Annotated in this window: 15 protein-coding genes and 1 tRNA gene; 13 read left to right on the top strand and 3 right to left on the bottom strand. The window is 66.2% G+C overall.

Annotated elements, in window-relative coordinates; translation table 11 throughout:
- Positions 1 to 51 precede the first annotated feature (51 nt).
- From mtrA to hpf, 5 genes are all read left to right on the top strand, one after another.
- Positions 52 to 735 (top strand): MtrAB system response regulator MtrA, encoded by a 684-nt coding sequence (gene mtrA, locus JE033_RS05765; protein WP_090146770.1) that lies wholly within the window; start codon positions 52 to 54, stop codon positions 733 to 735.
- Positions 736 to 742: 7 nt separating this feature from the next.
- A complete protein-coding gene (gene mtrB / locus JE033_RS05760) occupies positions 743 to 2,443 on the top strand; it encodes an MtrAB system histidine kinase MtrB (protein WP_090146773.1) in 1,701 nt (566 codons plus the stop codon).
- Complete coding sequence (locus JE033_RS05755) at positions 2,440 to 4,122, top strand: LpqB family beta-propeller domain-containing protein (protein WP_090146775.1); 1,683 nt, start codon at positions 2,440 to 2,442, stop codon at positions 4,120 to 4,122. Before mtrB ends, JE033_RS05755 begins: the two co-directional genes overlap by 4 nt.
- Positions 4,123 to 4,237: 115 nt before the next feature.
- Positions 4,238 to 4,978, top strand: a complete 741-nt coding sequence (locus JE033_RS05750; protein WP_200330031.1) for a ComF family protein — start codon at positions 4,238 to 4,240, stop codon at positions 4,976 to 4,978.
- A gap of 96 nt (positions 4,979 to 5,074) precedes the next feature.
- The gene (hpf, locus tag JE033_RS05745) at positions 5,075 to 5,704 is read left to right on the top strand and encodes a ribosome hibernation-promoting factor, HPF/YfiA family (RefSeq protein WP_090146780.1); all 630 of its coding nucleotides are present in this window, start codon (positions 5,075 to 5,077) and stop codon (positions 5,702 to 5,704) included.
- A gap of 72 nt (positions 5,705 to 5,776) precedes the next feature.
- Here hpf and JE033_RS05740 read toward each other — a convergent pair whose 3' ends face one another.
- Entirely contained in the window at positions 5,777 to 6,589 is an 813-nt protein-coding gene (locus tag JE033_RS05740) for a polyprenol monophosphomannose synthase (RefSeq protein ID WP_370567905.1), read from the bottom strand.
- Between the two features lie 125 nt (positions 6,590 to 6,714).
- Between JE033_RS05740 and secA the strand changes: the two genes are divergently transcribed.
- From secA to JE033_RS05720, 4 genes are all read left to right on the top strand, one after another.
- On the top strand, positions 6,715 to 9,456 hold the full coding sequence (gene secA, locus JE033_RS05735; RefSeq protein WP_200330029.1) for a preprotein translocase subunit SecA: 2,742 nt from the start codon (positions 6,715 to 6,717) through the stop codon (positions 9,454 to 9,456).
- 62 nt (positions 9,457 to 9,518) lie between these two features.
- Positions 9,519 to 10,493 (top strand): thioredoxin domain-containing protein, encoded by a 975-nt coding sequence (locus tag JE033_RS05730; RefSeq protein WP_200330027.1) that lies wholly within the window; start codon positions 9,519 to 9,521, stop codon positions 10,491 to 10,493.
- A gap of 36 nt (positions 10,494 to 10,529) precedes the next feature.
- A tRNA-Thr gene (locus JE033_RS05725) sits at positions 10,530 to 10,605 on the top strand.
- A gap of 265 nt (positions 10,606 to 10,870) precedes the next feature.
- A complete protein-coding gene (locus JE033_RS05720; RefSeq protein ID WP_200330025.1) occupies positions 10,871 to 11,812 on the top strand; it encodes a DMT family transporter in 942 nt (313 codons plus the stop codon).
- Here JE033_RS05720 and JE033_RS05715 read toward each other — a convergent pair.
- Positions 11,809 to 12,366 carry a nitroreductase family protein gene (locus JE033_RS05715; protein ID WP_090146788.1) on the bottom strand — a complete coding sequence of 186 codons (558 nt, stop codon included), beginning with the start codon at positions 12,364 to 12,366 and terminating at the stop codon, positions 11,809 to 11,811. The genes JE033_RS05720 and JE033_RS05715 overlap by 4 nt on opposite strands.
- Positions 12,363 to 12,800, bottom strand: a complete 438-nt coding sequence (msrB, locus tag JE033_RS05710; protein WP_200330023.1) for a peptide-methionine (R)-S-oxide reductase MsrB — start codon at positions 12,798 to 12,800, stop codon at positions 12,363 to 12,365. The genes JE033_RS05715 and msrB overlap by 4 nt, the downstream gene beginning before the upstream one ends.
- 269 nt (positions 12,801 to 13,069) lie before the next feature.
- On the opposite strand from msrB, the gene JE033_RS05705 reads away from it, so the two are divergent.
- From JE033_RS05705 to JE033_RS05690, 4 genes are all read left to right on the top strand, one after another.
- The gene (locus tag JE033_RS05705) at positions 13,070 to 14,950 is read left to right on the top strand and encodes an S-layer homology domain-containing protein (RefSeq protein WP_200330021.1); all 1,881 of its coding nucleotides are present in this window, start codon (positions 13,070 to 13,072) and stop codon (positions 14,948 to 14,950) included.
- A gap of 68 nt (positions 14,951 to 15,018) precedes the next feature.
- Positions 15,019 to 18,291 (top strand): HtaA domain-containing protein, encoded by a 3,273-nt coding sequence (locus JE033_RS05700; protein WP_200330019.1) that lies wholly within the window; start codon positions 15,019 to 15,021, stop codon positions 18,289 to 18,291.
- Positions 18,292 to 18,339: 48 nt separating this feature from the next.
- Positions 18,340 to 19,281, top strand: a complete 942-nt coding sequence (locus JE033_RS05695) for an HtaA domain-containing protein (protein WP_200330017.1) — start codon at positions 18,340 to 18,342, stop codon at positions 19,279 to 19,281.
- Positions 19,281 to 20,390, top strand: coding sequence for a hemin ABC transporter substrate-binding protein (locus JE033_RS05690; protein ID WP_200331058.1), 1,110 nt, complete (start codon positions 19,281 to 19,283; stop codon positions 20,388 to 20,390). The genes JE033_RS05695 and JE033_RS05690 overlap by 1 nt, the downstream gene beginning before the upstream one ends.
- The last annotated feature ends 38 nt before the right edge of the window (positions 20,391 to 20,428 follow it).

Here is a 20,428-nt window from a genome sequence, read left to right as displayed (position 1 = left end):
GGCCGCGCGATGCTCCGCGTATCCCGATGCTTTGCAGACATAATGGAGACCATGAGCGCGCGTATCTTGGTGGTAGACGACGACAGGGCTCTGGCGGAGATGCTGGGCATGGTGCTGCAGGCCGAAGGGTTCGTCACGGAGCACTCTGCCGACGGGGCCGATGCGGTCGAGAGATTCCGCGAGATGCGCCCCGACCTCGTGCTGCTCGACGTCATGCTGCCCGGACTCGACGGCATCGAAGTCGCGGAGAAGATTCGAGCCGAGTCGGGTACCCCGATCATCATGCTGACCGCTCGCACGGATACGCGGGACGTGGTGCGCGGCCTCGAGGCCGGGGCCGACGACTACGTCGTCAAACCGTTCAACCCGGCCGAACTCATCGCCCGCATCCGAGCCCGCCTGCGCGAGCCGCAGCAGGAGAGCGCGGAGTCGTTGCGGATCGGAGATCTGACGATCGATGTGTCGGCGCACGAGGTGCGCCGAGGATCCCAGTCCATCCCGCTGACGCCGCTCGAGTTCGATCTCCTCGCGATCCTGGCACGCAAGCCGCAGCAGGTGTTCACTCGCGAGGTGCTCCTCGAGAAGGTGTGGGGCTACCAGTACAAGGCCGACACCCGTCTGGTGAACGTCCATGTGCAGCGCCTGCGCGCGAAGATCGAGCAGGATCCCGATCACCCGACCATCGTCACCACTGTGCGGGGCGTCGGGTACCGGGCCGGCACGCCCGTCGAGTAGGAGCGCCATGACGCGCTCCCGCCGTTCCCGCCTCGTCACCGCGCTCCGGCGGATCCGAGTGCGCTGGTTGCGATTCTCCGAGCCGGTGCTCGGAGGATTCCGCGCACGCTGGCGGCGGTCGCTCATGGTGCGCACGATGACGGTGACCGGGCTCGTCACCGGGTTCATCGTGCTGACCGCCGGCCTGTTCATCCTCGGCAGCGTCGCGAGCGACCTCTATTCCTCCCGGCAGGAGCAGGCGCTGCAGGACTCGGCGCGCGCGACGCTCGCGGCGCAGCGCCAGATCGACGCCTCAGATGCGTCTGATCGTGGCGCCCTCTCGACGCTGGCCGCCTCGGTGCGGCGCACCGTGCGAGACACGACCTCGAGCCAGATGGTCTACCTGCGCAGGCAGGCCGGTCAGGAGGTGTTCGCCGACGCACCGCCGCCCTCGTTCACGAGCTCGCTGCTGCCGGAGGCGGTGACCCCGGAGCTCGCGCACGCCGTCGAAGCCGGCACCGCGGCCCAGTACTGGCAGGCCGTCACGTTCATCGAGGAGGATGGCTCGCCGTCGCCCGGCATCGTGGTCGGTTCGAGCGTCACCTTCCCCGCCGGAGCTGGCACCTACGATCTCTTCATCGGATACAACCTCGCCGACACGCAGGACACGCTCTCGTTCGTGCAGCGCACCCTCTTGATCACAGCCGCGGCGATGATGGCCTTCATCGGCATCCTGGTATGGATCATGTCCCGCATCGTCTTCCGGCCGATCCGCTCCGCCGCAGCCGCGAGCCGTCGTCTCGCGTCAGGTGAGAGCGACGCGCGGATGCCGTTGCAGAACGATGAGCACTTCGACGTGCTCTCGGAGGGCTTCAACGAGATGGCCGAGACGCTCCAGATGCGCATCGAGGAGCTCGACCAGCTCTCCGAAATGCAGCAGCGCTTCGTCTCGGACGTCTCCCACGAGCTGCGCACACCGCTGACGACCGTGCGCCTGGCGAGCCAGGTGCTCCAGAGCAGCACGCACGGCCTCGAGCCGGGTCAGCAGCGCGCAGTGGAGGTGCTCGGCGGTCAGATCGACCGGTTCGAGACGCTCCTCGAAGATCTGCTCGAGATCTCCCGCTACGACGCCGGCCGCGTCACACTCGAGACGGAGCCGACGAACCTCGTCACCCTGGCGACCGAGGTGGTCGAGGGGCTGCAGCCGCTGTCGGAGGGCATCATCGAGGTGCGCGCTCTGGGAGGCTATTCGCCGATCGATGTCGACGCCCGACGCATTCGGCGCATCGTCTCGAACCTCGTCGGCAACGCCATCGAGCACGGCGAGGGGCGGAGCATCGTGGTGTCCATCGACTCGAACGCTGCCGCGATCTCGCTGTCGGTGCGCGACTGGGGCATCGGTATGCGGGAGGAGGATCTCGCCCACGTCTTCGACCGCTTCTGGCGCGCCGATCCGTCCCGCAAGCGGACGCTCGGAGGCACGGGCCTGGGGCTCGCGATCGCACAGGAGGATGCCGCGGTGCACGGCGGCATCCTGGAGGCCTGGTCGCAGCTCGGTGTCGGAACGAACTTCAGGCTCACGCTGCCTCGTGGCGACAGCATCACGAGTTTCATGTCGCCGTTGCCGCTCGTCCCCGAAGACGTGACACCGGAGCAGACCGATCCGCAGGCCACGGGCGGTTGGCTCAGGCGCCCGGGCCGCCGCATCCGGAAGGAGGGTCGGAAGTGAGACGATTCCGCATACGGACGAGGGCCCTGGTGCTCGCGGCAGCCGCCGCAGCCTCGCTGGCGCTCACCTCCTGCACCGCCATCCCGAGCTCCGGCCCGGTGCAGGTCGGCGCCCAAGACCTTCAGCAGGCCGAGCAGCCGGTGCAGTTCAACGCGGCCGGGCCGGCTTCGGGATCCTCCCAGGAGGATGTCGTGCGCGGCTTCGTGCTCGCGGCGGTCTCGAGCGCCGACGATTACGGGACCGCGCGAGAGTTCCTCTCGCCGGATTACGCGAAGCAGTGGGATCCGTCGTCGAACGTCCTCGTCGACGATGGGAGCCGGCCGTACACGGAGAACGACGACGGCTCCGGCACGCTCGAGATCTCGGCTCTCGCAACCGTCGATGCCGAGGGCTTCATGCTGCCGGTCGAACCTGGTGCGAACACCGAGCTGCGGTTCGAGCTCGAACGCGTCGGCGGCGAGTGGCGGATCTCGTCGGCTCCGAACGGCATCATCCTCGATACGACGACCTTCACCACGATCTGGGCCCCGCATCAGCTGTACTTCGTCGGGCCGGGAGGCATCATGGTGCCGGAGACGCGCTGGTTCATGACGCGCTCCGCGCTGCCGACCGAGATCGTCAGCGCCCTCCTCGAAGGGCCCGGCGAGCGCATGTCAGGGGTGCTGCACAGCGGATTCCCCTCTGGCACGACGCTCGTGATGAACTCGGTGCCGATCGAGAACGGCAGAGCTCAGGTCGATCTCTCCGGGAACCTGCTCGAAGCCGGAACGACGGCGATGGCCGAGATTCGGCAGCAGCTGCGATTGAGCCTGCAGACGGTGCAGAGCGTCAACGGATACGACTTGTCGGCAGAGGGCACGCAGATCCGGTCGGAGGCCAGGAATGACGCCGTCGAACCGCGCCTGCTGAACGACGTCACCGACCCTGCGGTGCTCGTAGACGAGCAATTCGGGGCCATCGTCGCAGGTCAGTTCGTCGCCGCGCCGGGGTTCGCGACCTCGCTCAGCGACTACGAGCCGAGCGCGATCACGCTCAACCCGGAAGGGGACGCGGCAGCGATTCTCAACGCTCAGGGCGTGACGCGGGTGGACGCACTCGGCGTCGTTCCGATCGATGAGCGCGACGGGCTGCTCGATCCGATGTTCGACGCCTTCGACTTCATCTGGACCGTGCAGGCGTCGGCGCCTCAGACGCTCCGAGCGACGACCCGGGAGGGTTCGGTGATCGAGATCGCCGCTCCGTGGCTCGCCGGACGGACCCCGGTCGCCGTGCGCCTGTCTCCCGATGGCATGCGGATCGCGGCACTCGTGCGTGACGAGCAGGGGAGTCAGGTGCTGGTCGCCGGTGTGGAGCGGGACGCGGAAGGGCTGCCGGTGCGCACCACCGACGAGGCCGACGTTCACCTGTGGACGAGTGGTGCGCCCGTCGACCTCGACTGGGTGGGGCAGACACGGTTCGCGGTGCTCTCGAAGGCCGATTCGACGAGTCGCGTCACCATCGGCGGTATCGGACTCATCTCTGCGGAGCAGGGCGCCGTGCAGGGGGGTGTGCAGCTCGCCGGCGGCTCGGCCCGCTCGCAGTTGCGCGTGCTGAGTTCGAAGGGCGACCTGTATGCGTCGCAGGGGAGCGGATGGCAGCGGGCCGTGACGGGGATCGAGCTGCTCGCGAAGCACGGGTAGGGGAGGGCCGCGCCGCCGTCGCTCACAGATCTCTGGCAGAGCGGCGCGCACCGCGGTTCTCCACTGAATGTCCGTCTTCGCGGCATGCGGGAGACCGTCTCGGAATACTCGACGCATGCCCACTCTCCGCGCTCAGCACCTCCGCGAGCTGGTGCTCGATCTCGCGGCGCTCGTGTGGCCGACCGCCTGTGTGGGGTGCGGCGCAGAGGATCGCGATTGCTGCGACGTCTGTCTCGCAGCGCTGGGCGAGCTGCCCGCCGTGCACGAGCGGGAGCTCGATGGGGTGCCCTGTTTCGCGGGAGGCAGCTACGAAGGGCCGCTGCGCTCGGTGCTCGTGGCGTTCAAGCACGATGGGCGGGTGGGATTTCGCCGAGTACTCGGAGCGGTGCTGCTCGACCCCCTGCTCAGTGCGATCCGGTGCGCGGCTCGCACCGAGGGCGGTGGGCCATCGGCTCCGCTCATCGTCGCGATGCCATCGCGACCGAACGGGGTGCGCAAGCGGGGGTACCGACACCTCGAGATGCTCGTCACTGCAGCGCTTCGGGGCTCGCGCATTCCGTCGCTGCGCCTGCGCGCGCTCCGGACGACGCGGGGCAGGGTCGGGCAGGTCGGTCTCTCGGCCTCGGCACGAGAACGCAACGCGCGGCGCATCGCGGTGCGGCATTCGGCGCGACGCCTCGTTCGCGGGCGCCGCGTCGTGCTCGTCGACGACATCATCACAACCGGGGCGAGCATGCGCGCGGCACGGGAAGCGCTCGAGCACGCGGGCGCGAACGTCGTGGCGATGGTGGCGCTGTGCGTGGCCGGGCGACGCGATGCGCGAGGTGTTCCTGCGAAGTCGCGGGAGAATCCCTGATCCGGTGGAAACGCGTCGCGCGAGTGGAGTAGAGTTCGAGAAAGGCGTAACGGTGCGCCAGATGGCACACCCGCCCGAGTCTCCAGGGAGGTCACCATGGACGTGAACATCCGCGGCAAGAACGTCGGGATTACCGATCGTTTCGAAAGCTATGTCGAAGCGAAAACGGACAAAGTGGAGGGGCTGCTGCCCCGGGCCCAGGCGTTCGAAGTGAGAGTCTCTCGGCAGAGCGACCGGAGCCCTCAACACGGCGATCACGTCGAGATCACCCTCATCGGGCCGGGGCCCGTGATTCGCGCGGAGTCCGCCGGAGGCGACAAGTACTCGGCGTTCGACATCGCGTACGGGCGAGTGCTCGAACGCATCCGTCGCATGAAGGACAAGCGACAGGATCGCCGCGGCCGCGGCCGCACGTCACTGGCGGATGCTGCCGCCAACGACTTCGAGATGATCGATGTCACCCCAGCGCCCCTCGAAGTGCTCGAGGCCGTCGCGACCGGTGAAGTACCGGTCGTCGACTCCGGCGAGCAGGACTATTCGCCGGTGGTCATCCGCACCAAGGAGTTCCCCGCCGAGCGCATGGCCGTCGAAGACGCCGTCGATCGTATGGAGCTCGTCGGCCACGATTTCTTCCTCTTCATCGAGGAGGTCGGCGGCAATCCGAGCGTGGTCTACCGGCGCAAGGGGTGGAACTACGGAGTGATCTCGCTCTCCGAAGTCGAGTAGATCCACCGCGCCGCCAGCCGCCGGCTGGGCGGATGCAGCGCGCCGTTCTCGAACGGCGCGGACGCGTTCCGCTCAGTCGGCGGCGGTGCGTCTGCTTCGCGATCTCCATGACCATCGCACCACGTTGGCGAATGCCTCGAGCACGATGCCGAGCGACATCTTGGAACGGCCATCGACGCGCTCCACGAAGGTGATGGGAATCTCCGTGACGGGGCAGCCCATCCGCTCGAGCGTCCACGCGGTCTCGACCTGGAATCCGTACCCCTGCGAGTCGAGCGCCTCGAGATCGATCCGGCGGAGCCATTCGAGCTGAATGACTCGGAATCCGCTGGTGAGATCGCGCAGTCGCGAACCGAGCAGAGCGCGGGCGAACCATGTGCCGCCGCGGGAGATCCACCTGCGGTAGGCCGGCCAGTTGACGATCCGTCCGCCCTCCATCCAGCGCGTGCCGATCACGAGCCCGCCCCCAGCGCGTGAGGCCGCGACGAGCGCAGGCAGATCCTCCGCCCGATGCGATCCGTCGGCGTCCATCGCGACGACAGCGCGATACCCGTCGGAGAGCGCTGCAGCGAATCCGAGCACGTACGCGGTTCCCAGGCCGGATTTTCCAGCGCGGTGCCGAACGGAGACATGGGAATCGTCAGCAGCGAGCGCGTCGGCGATGGCGCCGGTCCCGTCCGGGCTCCCGTCGTCGACGATGAGGATGTCGGCCTCCGGAAGCGACCGCCGCACGCCGGCGACCACTGCGGCCAGCGAGTCCCGCTCGTTGTAGGTGGGGAGCACGACGAGCAGCTCAACCGCTGCAGGCGGCATGGCGTCCTTTCTCTGGTGATGAGCGACGCGAGCATCCGCACGCGGGGAGGCCGAGACGTATGGTTCCTCCATATTGGCATCTCCTCAGCCGGGAGTGAGCATGCAATTGCTAAGCTGAGGAGTTGTCACAATGTGGCAACGGCGGTGATCCCGAATCATGGGAAACCACACCGCGCCGAACGTACAGGAGAGACAACGTGGCGACAGTTCTCGAGAAGCTTCTTCGCGTCGGCGAAGGGCGCATCCTGAAGAAGCTCGAGCGGCAGGCGAAGCTCGTGGCGAATCTGGAAGGCACCTTCGCGGAGTTGAGCGATGAGGAGCTGCGCGAGGAGACCACGGAGTTCCGCGAGCGGCTCGAAAAGGGCGAGACGCTCGACGACCTGCTCCCCGAAGCATTCGCGGCGGTGCGCGAAGCTGCGAAGCGCACCATCGGTCTGAATCCCTTCCCGGTGCAGATCATGGGTGGAGCGAATCTCCACCACGGCAACATCTCCGAGATGAAGACCGGCGAGGGCAAGACCCTGGTGGCGACGATGCCCGCCTACCTCAACGCCATCGCGGGCAAGGGCGTGCACATCGTCACCGTGAACGACTACCTCGCGACGTACCAGAGCGAACTCATGGGCCGCGTGTTCCGCGCGCTCGGGCTCACGACCGGGTGCATCGTCTCGGGCCAGGACCCGGCGACGCGTCGCGAGCAGTACAACGCCGACGTGACGTACGGCACGAACAACGAATTCGGGTTCGACTACCTGCGCGACAACATGGCATCGGCCTCCTCGGAGCGCGTGCAGCGCGGGCACTTCTTCGCCATCATCGACGAGGTCGACTCGATCCTCATCGACGAGGCGCGCACGCCGCTCATCATCTCCGGTCCCGCCTCGGGCGAGGCCAACCGCTGGTTCGCCGAGTTCGCCCGGATCGCGCGGAAGCTCGAGCCGGGCGTCGACTTCGAGGTCGACGAGAAGAAGCGCACGGTCGGTGTACTCGAACCCGGTATCGAGAAGGTCGAGGATCACCTCGGCATCACGAACCTCTACGAGTCCGTGAACACACCGCTGATCTCGTTCCTGAACAATGCGATCAAGGCGAGTGCGCTGTTCACCCGCGACAAGGACTACGTCGTGCTGAACGGCGAGGTGCTCATCGTCGACGAGCACACCGGGCGCATCCTGGCGGGGCGCCGGTACAACGAGGGCATGCACCAGGCCATCGAGGCCAAAGAAGGCGTTCAGGTCAAGGCCGAGAACCAGATGCTCGCCACGGTGACGCTGCAGAACTACTTCCGTCTGTACGAGAAGCTCTCCGGCATGACCGGTACCGCCGAAACCGAGGCGAGCGAGTTCATGTCGACCTACGGCCTCGGCGTCGTGCCGATCCCGACCAACCGCTCGATGCAGCGCAAGGATCAACCGGACCTCGTCTACAAGAACGAGGAATCGAAGTTCGCGCAGGTCGTCGTCGATATCGCCGAGCGGTACGAGAAGGGCCAGCCGGTGCTCGTCGGCACGACGAGCGTCGAGAAGAGCGAGTACCTGTCGCGCCTCCTCGCGAAGGCCGGCGTGCGCCACGAGGTGCTGAACGCGAAGAACCACGCTCGCGAGGCCGCGATCATCGCCCAGGCGGGTCGCCTCGGGTCGGTGACCGTCGCCACGAACATGGCCGGTCGCGGCACCGACATCATGCTCGGCGGAAACGCCGAGTTCCTCGCAGTCCAGGAGATGGCGGCTCGCGGACTCTCCACCGAAGACGATCCCGATGCCTACGAGGCTGCGTGGGACGACGTGTTCGCAGCGGTCAAGGAGACCGTCAACGGCGAAGCCCAGAAGGTCATCGAGGTGGGAGGCCTGTACGTGCTCGGCACCGAGCGCCACGAGTCGCGCCGTATCGACAACCAGCTGCGCGGCCGCTCCGGCCGTCAGGGCGACCCAGGCGAGAGCCGCTTCTACCTCTCACTGGGCGACGATCTGATGCGGCTGTTCAACTCGGGCGCCGCTGCCGCGCTGATGAACCGCGACAGCTTCCCCGACGACCTCGCCATCGAGTCGAAGGTCGTCTCGCGCGCCATTCAGAGCGCTCAGAGCCAGGTCGAGCAGCGCAATGCGGAGATCCGCAAGAACGTGCTGAAATACGATGACGTGCTCGACCGCCAGCGCAAGGCGATCTACAGCGATCGTCAGCAGATCCTCGACGGCGAAGAGATCGAGCCGCGCATCGACACCTTCCGCCAGCAGACGATCGACGCGATCCTCGACTCGCACGGCCACGACGGCGACTGGGACTTCGACGCGCTCTTCAACGATCTGCGCCAGGTGTATCCGGTAGGACTCACGGTCGATGAGCTCGTCGCCGAGGCCGGAGGCGCCCGCCGCGTCGATCGCGCGTTCCTGCGCCGGGAGATTCTCTCCGACGCCGAGGTCGCGTACGCCAAGCGTGAAGAGACGCTCGGTGCGGAGGCCATGCGCGAGCTCGAACGCCGCGTCGTGCTCGCCACGATCGATCGCCGCTGGCGCGATCACCTCTACGAGATGGAATACCTCAAGGAGGGCATCGGACTGCGCGCGATGGCGCAGCGCGACCCGCTCGTGGAGTACCAGCGTGAAGGCTTCACCCTCTTCGAGGGCATGATGGGGCAGATCAAGGAGGAGTCCATGGGGCTGCTCTACAACCTCGAGGTCAAGGTTCGTCCGGCAGAGGGCCCGCAAGATCACGTCCATCTCGAAGGCGGTGGGCTCGAGGCCGAGCAGGCAACGGATCAGTCGAAGCTCAGCTACAGCGCACCCGACGAAGACGGGGCTCCCGCGGTCAGCGGAGCCGAGCCGCCGAAGAGCGCAGCAGGCAAGCCCGCCCAGCAGGGTCAGGCACGCGGCGCGTTCGGGCAGCAGTCCGGCAACGGGGCGACCAATCGCGCCGACCGCCGTTCCTCGAAGAACAAGTAAGGCGACCGTGCCTACCGATTTGACCCGTGATCCGCTCCGGCGGACCGACTGAGAGAACTTCCATGGCAAACGAGACGAATCCACGTCCCACGAAGAATGAGCGGCGCGCCCAGGCGCGCGTCGAGGCCGCCGCTGCGCGCGAGCAGGAGAAGAAGCGCGAGAAGCGGAACCGCCTCTTCCTGCAGGGCGGTATCGCCGTCGGCGTGATCGCCGTGCTCGCGATCATCGCGCTCGTGCTGACGCAGTCGATCAAACCGGCAGGCCCCGGCCCCGAGAACATGGCGTCGGGCGGCGCCGTCTTCGGCAAGGATCTGAAGGTCGTCACCGGCCCCGCTCTGCAGCCCGGTGACGAACGCGTCGCTCCCGAGGCGAACTTCGATGAGCTCCCGGTCGAGGTCACGGTCTACTCCGACTACATGTGCCCCTTCTGCGGTCAGTTCGAGCAGCAGTACGGCACGATGCTCGAGAACTACGTCGGTGCGGGTGATGTCGAGCTCACGGTGTACCCGCTCAACTTCCTCGACAACGCATCGCTCGGCTCGAAGTACTCCACCCGAGCGGCGAACCTGTTCGCCTGCGTCGTCGACCAGCAGCCCGACCACGCCTTCAAGCTGAACAACGCGCTGCTCAGCGCCGAGGTTCAGCCGGCTGAGAGCACCACCGGCCTCACGGACGCCCAGCTCATCGAGCAGGCGGAAGCCGCCGGTGCGGAAGCGACGACGGAGCTGCGCCAGTGCGTGAAGGATCGCACCTTCGCGAGCTTCATCTCCGCGAACTACAAGCAGGTCAGCGAAGTGGGCATGCAGGGCCTCGCAAAGGGAGCCCAGCTGCTCGGCGCCGACGGCGTCACGCCCCAGAATGCTGACGAGCCGCAACGACTGGTCAGCACGCCGACCGTGATCGTCAACGGTCAGCAGTGGAGTCAGAGTCGCGACGGCGATCTCGAGTCGTACCTGTTGAAGGTGAAGGGCGAGCTCGAGCAGAACGGTTCGTCGAACGACGCATCGGCTGACGACGAGTCGGCCGACTCCGAGTAAGATAGTCGGGGCGGTCGAGCAATCGTCCGCCCCCATGCCGCCTTAGCTCATCTGGTAGAGCAGCGCCCTTGTAAAGCGCAGGTGGTCGGTTCGAGTCCGACAGGCGGCTCCATTCGCTTCGCTCACTGCGCCGCGAGTCGGTTTGCGAACCGACTCCGATGTCGCAGGCTCCATCGGCTCGCCGCACGCAACGCCGACGCGTTGCCGTGGTGTGCGGCGAGCGAGTCCGACAGGCGGCTCCATTCGCTTCGCTCACTGCGCCGCGAGTCGGCTTGCGAACCGACTCCGATGTTGCAGGCTCCGTCGGCTCGATGGGGGTTCGGCGCAGGGGTGGGGATTCCGCGAGCGAGCCGGTCAGCCGGAGTAAGGTTGGGGGAGTGCCGCATTCCAAGTTCCCCATCTGGGCCGCCCTCCTCGGGTCGGGGCTCGCGGGCGTCCTCGTCGCCGTGCAATCGCGCATCAACGGCGGGTTGAGCCAAGAACTCGGCAACGGATACGTCACGGCTGCAGCGTCGTTCGGCTCCGGGCTCATCGTCATGTGCGTCGCGGTGCTCGCAACGCGTCGCGGCCGAACCGGCCTCACCCGGCTGCGCGGCGAGGTGCGCTCGGGCTCGCTCCCCGTGTGGACCCTCTTCGGCGGGGCCGGAGGCGCCTTCTTCGTGCTGGCGCAGGGGCTGATCGCCCCGACGATGGGACTCGCGCTGTTCACCGTTGGCATCGTCGCCGGCCAAGTGCTCGGCGGCCTGGTGCTGGATCGCGCCGGCTTGGGGCCGGGAGGCCGCATCGATCCGACGCCCATGCGGGTCACCGGCACCGTGCTGGCGATCGTCGCGGTCGCTCTGTCCGTCGGGTTCAGCGGGGTGCACGGCGCATGGCTGATCGTGTTCCCGGTGATCATCGGGGTGTGCGTCTCAGCGCAATCCATGGTGAACGGGCTCGTGCGGGCGGCCGCTCAGAGCGCGGTTGCCTCGACATTCGTGAACTTCGTCGTGGGCACGGCGATCCTCGCGATCATCGCGGCGGTGTCGGTAGCCATGAACGGATGGCCGACGAACTGGCCTTCAGCTCCCTACTTCTACCTGGGCGGCATCATCGGAACGCTGTTCATCGCCGTGGCCGCAATGCTCGTGCGCACTGCCGGGGTGCTGCTGCTCAGCATGTCGAACGTCGCGGGGCAACCGCTGGCCTCCGTCGCTTTCGAGGCGGGGGCGCCGCTCGCCGGAGGCCTGACGCAGGGCATGATCGCCGGGTCGGCTGTGGCGCTGCTCGCGGTCGTCGTCGCGGCGCTCCCCTCCCGGAGACGGGGGCTGCCGCACTAGCCCGGGCCGGAGAGGTGCCGCGATAGATCCAGAGGCTTACGGGGCTTCTCACCGCGGTCGCGCTCGGGGATGCCGCCGACGAGGAGCCAGCCGAGCAGATACTCCGGCTTCTGCACGCCGAGGGCCTTGCGCACGGCCTTGCTGCGGGTGTGCGTGCCACTCTTCCAGATGGATCCCCACCCGGACTCATGCAGGAGAAGTCCCAGGAAGTGCGTCACGCCGCTCGCCACAGCCTCCTGCTCCCACAACGGCACCTTGCTCGTGTTGCCGGGGCTGACCACGATGACGAGGACGAGCGGTGCTCGCGTCATCTTGGCGATGTGCTTGCCGCGATCCTCACCCGAAGCCTTCGCCAGACCTTTCGCGAGCTTCTTGCGGTCCTTGCCGCGCAGCTCGATGATGCGCCACGGCCGCATGCGGGAATGATCTGAGACGCTCGCCATGACGGCCACGTACTCCTCGAGCTCCTCACGGCTGGGCGCCGCGTCGGTCACCTTCGAATGGGACCGACGACGTTTGAGTGCGCGGTACGCCGGGCCGCCGTGCGCGGTCATGCGTCAGAGGGGCGTGCGCCGGGTTCGAAGCTCAACGAGAGCGAGTTCATGCAGTAGCGGTCGCCGGTCGGAGTGCCGAAGCCGTCGGGGAACACGTGCCCGAGGTGCGACCCGCACTGGGCGCAGCGCACTTCGGTGCGCACCATGCCGAGACTCGTGTCGTCGAGGAGTTCGACGGCACCGGGCCGTACGCTCTCGTAGAAGCTCGGCCAGCCGCAGCCCGAGTCGAACTTCGTGCCAGCGATGAACAGCTCGTTGCCGCAGGCACGGCACCGGTACAGGCCGTCTCGTTCTTCGTCCAGCAGCTCCCCGGTACCCGCGCGCTCCGTTCCCTGGTTGCGCAGCACGGCGTACTCCTCCGGTGCGAGTCGTTCGCGCCATTCGCTCTCGCTGAGCTGGAACGGGTAGTCGGCCGAATCGATGGGCTTGCTCATGGCGACCTCCGGTGTCGTGGATTGGCTCGCCCAGTGTACGCCGGTGGCGTGAGCAGCCGCAGGGTGCGGCGTTCGCCGGGCGCGAAGCCGCGTCGCGTACGTGTGCGGCACCTGGGAGCGCGCCGAATCAGAGGTGGGAGTTGCAAGGTCAGATGAAAATCGTCAGACTATTGCTGGTGCTGCAGGTTAGGGGAACCTCAGTTCAGTCCGATGAGCGGGCTGCTGCTCGCGCGGCGGCCGAATCCGAAGAGAAAAGGAGTGCAATCTTCATGACTGCACAGATGAAGTGGCGGCGCCTGCTCGCCACGGCGACGACGGGGCTGCTCGTCGCCAGCGGCCTGGCGATTGCGCCTGCCGTGGCCAACGCGGCTGACGAGGTTCCGACCGTGACTGTGTCGAAGACTGCTGACGTGAATCCGGAGGGTGAAACGGTGACGGTTTCGGGCTCGGGCTTCCTGCCGAGTGCGCCGGCCACTTCAGGCACGCGTCCACCGCTCGCGAATAAGTTCACCGGAACTTACGTGGCGTTCGGATATTTCGCGGAGACCTGGCAGCCCTCATTGGGAGCAGCCGGGAGTGCGCGGAAGACCTATGAGACGAAGTGGGCTGTCAACGCTGAGGACATGGAGACGATCGGCGGCGCGGATGCGGGTGCCATCGAGCTCAGGGCCGACGGCACATTCGAAACGCAACTGACGATCAAGCAGGAAGATGTTTCGGCTCTCGCCACCGGAGGCCGGTTCGGTGTGTATACCTACCCGGGCGGCGGCGCGAAGTATGCACCATTTGAAACGTACACGCCCGTTTCGTTTGCAGCTCCGGCCGCTACCCCGGTAGTCACCTCGAGTATTAACGGAGCTTCCGCTGAGACCGGTCTCTCGATTGCGGTCGAAGCGTCGGGGCTTCCGTCCGATGTGACGAGTGCGTACGCCGCCGTGATCGAAAAGGGGACTGCGGCTGCGCTCGAGGACCCGAGTAGCCCGACGATTGCGTTCGCGGTTCCGTTCCCCGCTGTTTCCAACGGAAGCTCGAGCTTTACGTTGAATGCTCCTACTGAGAAGCTCGACCGAAATAAGCAGTACGAAGTACTCGTCTGGAAGTTGCACTCTGCGGCCACTCCGGCGAACATCTACGCGCTCGGCGACATCTCGGTCTCGAGTGATCAGTGGGACGCGGTGTTCCCTGCTCAGCCCGAGGCCGTACCCACGGTGAAAGCGGCAGTCACGAGCGCCACGAAGGAGGGCCTGAAGGTCAAGTTCGACCTCGCCAATGTCGATTCGCCGGTCGGCGCTTACATCTCCGTGTTTGAGAATGGGCAGCTCAGTCAACTTGGTCAGGAGAGCATGGGAGTCGCGGCGGATTGGCTCACTGCATCGAAATTCACGAATAATGCCGCATCGGGTACGTTGACGCTGCCGAAAGCAAAGCTGGATCGGAAGAAGACTTATCAGTTCGCCGCATGGCAGGCTCACACGAATCCGACCGCCGACACCGTGTACGCCATGGGTACGTTGCGAGTGACCTCGGGTCAGTGGGACGCGGTCTTCCCCGTCACCACTCCGCCTACTCCAAAGCCAACACCTACCTTCACTGACGTAAAGAAGGGGGCGAAGTTCTACAAGGAAATCTCGTGGATGGCGTCGGAAGGAATCTCGACAGGCGTACGACAGCCGAACGGTACCTACCAGTACCAGCCGAAGAATAACGTTACCCGAGAGGCGATGGCGGCGTTCCTCTTCCGCCAGTATGGAGATTCGAGCTACAAGGCACCGAAGACCTCGTATTTCTCGGACATCAAGCCGGGTGACAAGTTCTATAAGGAGATCTCGTGGATGTACGCGAGTAAAACCTCGACGGGAGTGAAGCAGGCGAGTGGCAAGCCCGCTTACCTGGCGAAGGCGGGCATCACTCGTGAGGCAATGGCGGCGTTCATGTACCGCCTTGATAAGAACGCGAAGCCTGCGACTCCGAAGGCCTCCCCATTCACTGACGTGAAGGCCGGCGACAAGTTCTACAAGGAGATCGCCTGGATGTCGCAGAGTGGGCTTTCGACGGGTATCAAGCAGCCCAACGGCACGCGTACTTACGCGGCCAAGAGCAATGTGACGCGAGAGGCGATGGCGGCGTTCCTGTATCGCGCGGATCACTAACTCGTACCGGGTAACGAACGGGCGGGCATCGCATTCGCGGTGTCCGCCCGTTCGTGTCCTCCCGAAACTTGCATCATCTGACGTATGCAGGCAGACTGGATTTTGAACTTAGGTCACCCTCACCTCTGTCTGATGCATCCGTTTACACCGGATGCAGACGCCGCCTCCCTCGTCGTTGTTTCGTCCAAAGGATCTTTGTGTCTGCACGCACGCGCCTGCTCCAGGCCTCCACGATCGTGCTCGCTATTGCAGTGGCAATGGGGAGCCCTTTCGCCGCAACAGCTGCATCGGCAGAATCGGACGCGGAAATTCCTCCCGTGTCCGCGTCGGCAACAGGAAGACCCACGACGACCCTTGAGGAAGCAGAAGGCGATGCGGGGCGGCTCGGTTCGAGTGAGACCCCAGATGCCTCGGAGTCGCAAAGCTTGGGCGGTACAGCCAATGCGGAGGTTGGAAGCGAGTCCGATGCCGACGAGCCGGTCGCCGGCGCGTCGGACCCCATCGATGCTTCGTCCGCGGACCGTGACCCGGAGGCCGTCGCCTCTGACTCGGAGCCTGGTGTCGGGCCCGTCGAGGAATCGATGACGTTCGCTTCACTCGTATGGGAATTCGAGGGGGTTTCAGGGGACTTCGGTTGGAGCGCGACGTCCGACGGAAAGGTCGCAGGGTCCGGGAATCCGTCGCGCCTCGTCTGGAACGAGGGAGCTGGCTCTGTCACTGAATCGACAGGAGCATTCGACCTCGCATTCGTCGAGACCCAAGGCGTGCGTCTCGGGCAGCCTGAGCTGGGCTCCGAAGTTGACATTGAGCGCCTCCGAGTTGCATCGGGGGACGGCGCGACTGCGAAGTTGATTGTCGACCTTTCCTCACGTGCAGCATCGCAAGTAAAGGCGCATGACGTGGAGCTCGCAGAGTTTGCGGTGTCGCGCAGCGGTGGCGCAGAGACTAGGCGTTGGACGACGGAGATGGTGACACTGAGTGACGAGGGCGCAGCTGCACTCGGAAGCTCCTGGAGCCCGGGCGAATCACTGGGACGGTTCACTGTAGCCGACGCGCCGGTGCCGGTAGCCGATCCGGCGTCGCCCGTTGTCCCTGACGAAACACCCGCGGCGTCGCCCGAGCAAACCACGTTGGCACTCATGGTTGACCGCAGGTCAGTCGTCGAAGGAAGCTCTATCTCGCTCACCGCGACCTTGGACCCTGCGGAGGCCTTGGGTGACGTGCAGTTCGCGGTCGATGGCAAACCGCATGGTGATCCGCTCAGAATCGACCGGGGGATTGCGAAGCTGTCGACGAAGTTGCCCGTCGGTACGCACTCTGTAGAGGCATCATTCACGGCGACCGACGGTGAGAAATTCACAAATGCTCAGGCTCAAACGGTGCAGATCACTGTAACGCCGAAAATTGTCGACCTCGATATCACTTCTGCGCAACTCACCTGGGGCGTGAAGGCTTCGTTCCGCAACTACATCTATAACTATGGAAGTTTCAAGGGACGCAGCACGCTGCTGGGCGCTACGACGCAGCCCACGGCCAAGGGAGAATTCGTTTGGAACGGAGGCACCGGATCGGTGAAGTCCGACGCCTCTGCCGCAAAGGTCGCTCTTGGCGCGGCGAACGGAGTGCACTTCCAATCGCACCCCATGCCGGGCGGATACGCCCTTGACCTGCGTTTTACGAATCCGCAGATTGAGGTTTCAGAGAACGGCGCAGGCAAGCTCTACCTGGATGTCAAGAGCCGCAAGTTCGATGGCATGGATACGGTCAGCACCCAATTTTTCACACAGAAGAAGGTGCACGTTGCCGACATCCAGTTCCCTGCAGCGACGGTCTCGGGCAAGACGACGACCTGGAAAAATGCGCCAGTCACCCTCACGAAGGTTGGCGCAGCCGACGCATTTGGCGGTTTTTACCAGCCTGGGGACGCAGTGGACCCCGTCACCGTCTCGGTCAACACGGAGTCGGCGGTCACAGGAGTTGAGCCCACAGCGATTTCCCTCACGGCCTCGGACGGCAAGGTGAGCGAGGGTTCAGAAGTGACGCTCACGACACGGATAACGCCGCGCAATGTGGCCGGAGACGTGCGATTCTCATCCGGCGGTGCGCAGATCGGCACCGCAACGCCCGTTCGCGGAGGTGCGGCGTCAGCGCCGGTTCAGTTGCCCGTTGGAATCCACGCGGTGACCGCCACCTTCACGCCGAAGAGCAAGAAATATGGGCGATCGGTTTCTTCGCCATTACAGGTCACCGTGGTCAGTTCACCGAAGACGGCAACCACCCCGGGTGCCCCGGCGCCGACCGACGGCGCCGCGGCCGGATCCCTCTCGTGGAGCGTGTCGAACGCCTTCGCCGCGTACACGACGTGCACCAACAAGGAGGCGTACGGATACGCGCACTGCGCGAAGGGGAGCATCGAGACGAACGGCGTCGGCGCCGGCTACCTCTTCCCGCAGGCGGCGAGCTCGAGCTGGGATCGAGCGAGCCAGACCGGCACGGTGAGCTACAGCGGTTCGGTCGCCTTCACGGGCTACGGCATGACCATGTACAACGTCTCCAACCCCTCGATCACCGTCTCGGGCCCTGCGAGCGCGACTCTCAGCACCGGCAACTCGACGTCGTTCGGCTCCGGCACCTACCAGCTCGATCTCGCGAGCGGCAGCAAGTCGGTCGGTGCAGGCGGAGAGGTCACCTGGAGCAATGTGCCGGTTCTGGGCACGCTGAGCAGCGGGGGCGCCGGGGGCAGTGGCAGCCAGTCGATCGGGCTCGATCCCCTCACTTTCACCGTGGGCGCAGAGTCCCGGGTCAGCTTCGGCGCCACCGCGGCCGGCAGCGAGAAGAAGCAGTACACCGCAGCCGATACGCCCCCGGCGACGACCGGTGTGACCGTGCTCACCGACGCCGAGAAACTCACACCGGGCGGGCGCATCGAGATCGAGGCGTCGGGCTTCGACCCCGACGATGAGGGCGTGCTGGTCGTGCTCTACTCCGATCCGATCGTGCTCGACGATGCCGCGACCGCTGACAAGAACGGCGTCGTGCGCTGGTCGGGCACGCTCCCGAAGGACGTGCGCGGCACGCACACCATCACCATCCAGGGCAGCACGAATGCCGGCGCCGTCATCGACATCGTCGAGCCGAAGAAGAAGAAGTCGGCGCGTTCGGCTGACGTCGAAACCGAGGCGCTCTCCGGCGCAGTCGCCGAGGATCGCGTCACCTCAGCGGCGATCATTCCTGCCGGCGGCATGGCACTCTGGGAGTGGTGGGCGAGTGCGGCCGGGCTCGCAGCGATCGCTGCCTGCATGACGCTCCTCACGATTCGCCAGCGCCGTAACTCGGCCTAGCGATCCTCCCATTCCCGTCCCACCCCACGATCTCCAGGAGGTTCATCAGTGAACGCCCGAATCCGCCGCTCCGGCGCACTGCTCGCAGGCGCTGCGATCATCGGCGGGCTGCTGCTCGCTCCCACTGCGGCGCAGGCGCAGCAACCGGTTCGCGCCGAAGGCGAAGCAGGCGTGTGCGAGATCACGGGCGGCGAGCTGTCGTGGGGCGTCAAAGAGAGCTTCCGCGCGTACATCAGCGGCAGCATTGCGAACGGATCGTGGGAGGCGAGCGACGGTGCGACGTACGAGACGCCCCAGTTCACGTGGGGCGGTGGGACCGGCAGCATCGACACGGAGACGGGCGAGGGAAGCGTCTCATTCACGGGAACCGTGCATTTCACCGGCCATGACGGGGTGCTCGACCTGACCATCGCGAACCCGACCCTCGAATTCGAGGGCGACGGCAAAGCGGCTCTGCTGCTCGACGCGCGGAGCACCGACATGGAGGGCGAGGTCGCGATCGACACCCAGCAGGAGTGGGTCGGCGACGTGATCGTGCCGGATCAGCTGCCCATCTCCGACGACGCGCTCGTCGCTGACGCGCTCTCGACGACCCTCACGAACACGGGCGCCAAAGCGTTCGCGGGCTTCTACGAAGCGGGCGCAGAGCTCGATCCGGTCGATCTCGACCTGCAGTTCGCCGGCTGCGCAGATGCCGGTGCAGCCGGCGCCGACGCGGCTCCCTCCGATTCGGATGGGGCCTCCGAGGAGATCCTCCCCGCCCCCGACGCCGCCGAGACTGCCGCGCCCGCGGCGTCGCCCGCTGCGATCCCGTGGCTCCCGATCATCATCGGAGGCATCGCGATCCTGGTGATCGGAGTGACCGGAGGCATGCTGCTCGCAGGGCGCAAGGGCAAGGCGGCGACGACGCCGGCCCCGGATCCCGCGCAGCCGTCCGAGCCGGCATCCGACACGGGAGCTGACCATCGTCCTTCCGGGGAGACTCGGTGATGCGCCACCGCGTCGCCGCCGGCTTCGCGGCCCTCCTCGCAGGGGCTCTGCTGCTCGCCGGCTGTGCTGCTCCGTCGGATTCGACCGGCACTGATGCGCCCGCCGCGGCGTCGACGACACCGCTCGCCGAGCTCGCGACCCTCGAAGATCCCAAGGCCTACGTCGGCCCGTCGACGGCGGTGCTGCAGCACTCCACCATCGAGCCCGTGGCTGAGAATCCGGTGCAGTCGCTGCCGGCGACCGTACCCTCGTTCGCGACCGACGGCTCCAGCACGGATGTCACGGTCGAACGGGCCGACAAGGTGGTGGCGGCCGATCTCGGCGGCAACATCTCCGTGACGATCGCAGGGCTCGGATTCGCCGACAGCCTCGTCGGCGTCGACCAGTCGACCACGCTCGAGAGTCTGGCCGACCTTCCTCGCGTCACGAGCGGGGGACACACGGTGAACGCCGAGGCGATCATCGACCTGCATCCGGACGTCGTGGTGACCGACGGGTCTGTGGGTCCGCGAGACGTCATCGAGCAATTGCAGGATGTCGGCATCCAGGTCGTCTTCGTCGAGAACGACCCGTCGTTCGAGGGAGCCGAGGAGCTCGCCCGTCAAGTCGCCGCGATCTACGGCAGCCCCGAAGCCGGCGAGCAGCTGGCCGAGCGCATCGCGAGCGAAGTCGAGGCAAAGATCGCGGAGATCGCGGAGATCGCACCCGGCACCCCCGCCGACAAGCTGCGCATCGCATTCGTGTACCTTCGCGGATCGGCGGGCGTCTACTACCTCTTCGGCAAGGAATCAGGGGCCGATCAGCTCATCGAGGCGGTCGGCGGGGTCGACGTCGCCACCGACATGGGCTGGGACGGCATGAAACCGATGACCGACGAGGCGCTCGTAAAAGCGAACCCAGACCTCATTCTCGTCATGTCGCACGGCATCGAATCGGTCGGCGGCGTCGACGGGCTGCTCGAGGAGAAGCCCGCGATCGCCGTGACCACCGCCGGCGAGCACCGCCGCTTCGTCGACATGGAGGACGGCACGGTGCTCTCGTTCGGCCCGCGATCCGCCGAGATTCTCGACGCGCTCGCGCGCGCCATCTACGCGCCGGAAGGTCAGTAGCTGCCGCGCTCCGGCGCGGCGAACGCCGATACAATAGG

Origin of the sequence: Leucobacter sp. L43 (assembly GCF_016597785.1) — a bacterium.
Lineage (GTDB): Bacteria > Actinomycetota > Actinomycetes > Actinomycetales > Microbacteriaceae > Leucobacter > Leucobacter alluvii.
The sequence above is the reverse complement of the archived record's forward strand: the minus strand, read 5'-3'. Positions and strand labels throughout refer to the sequence as shown.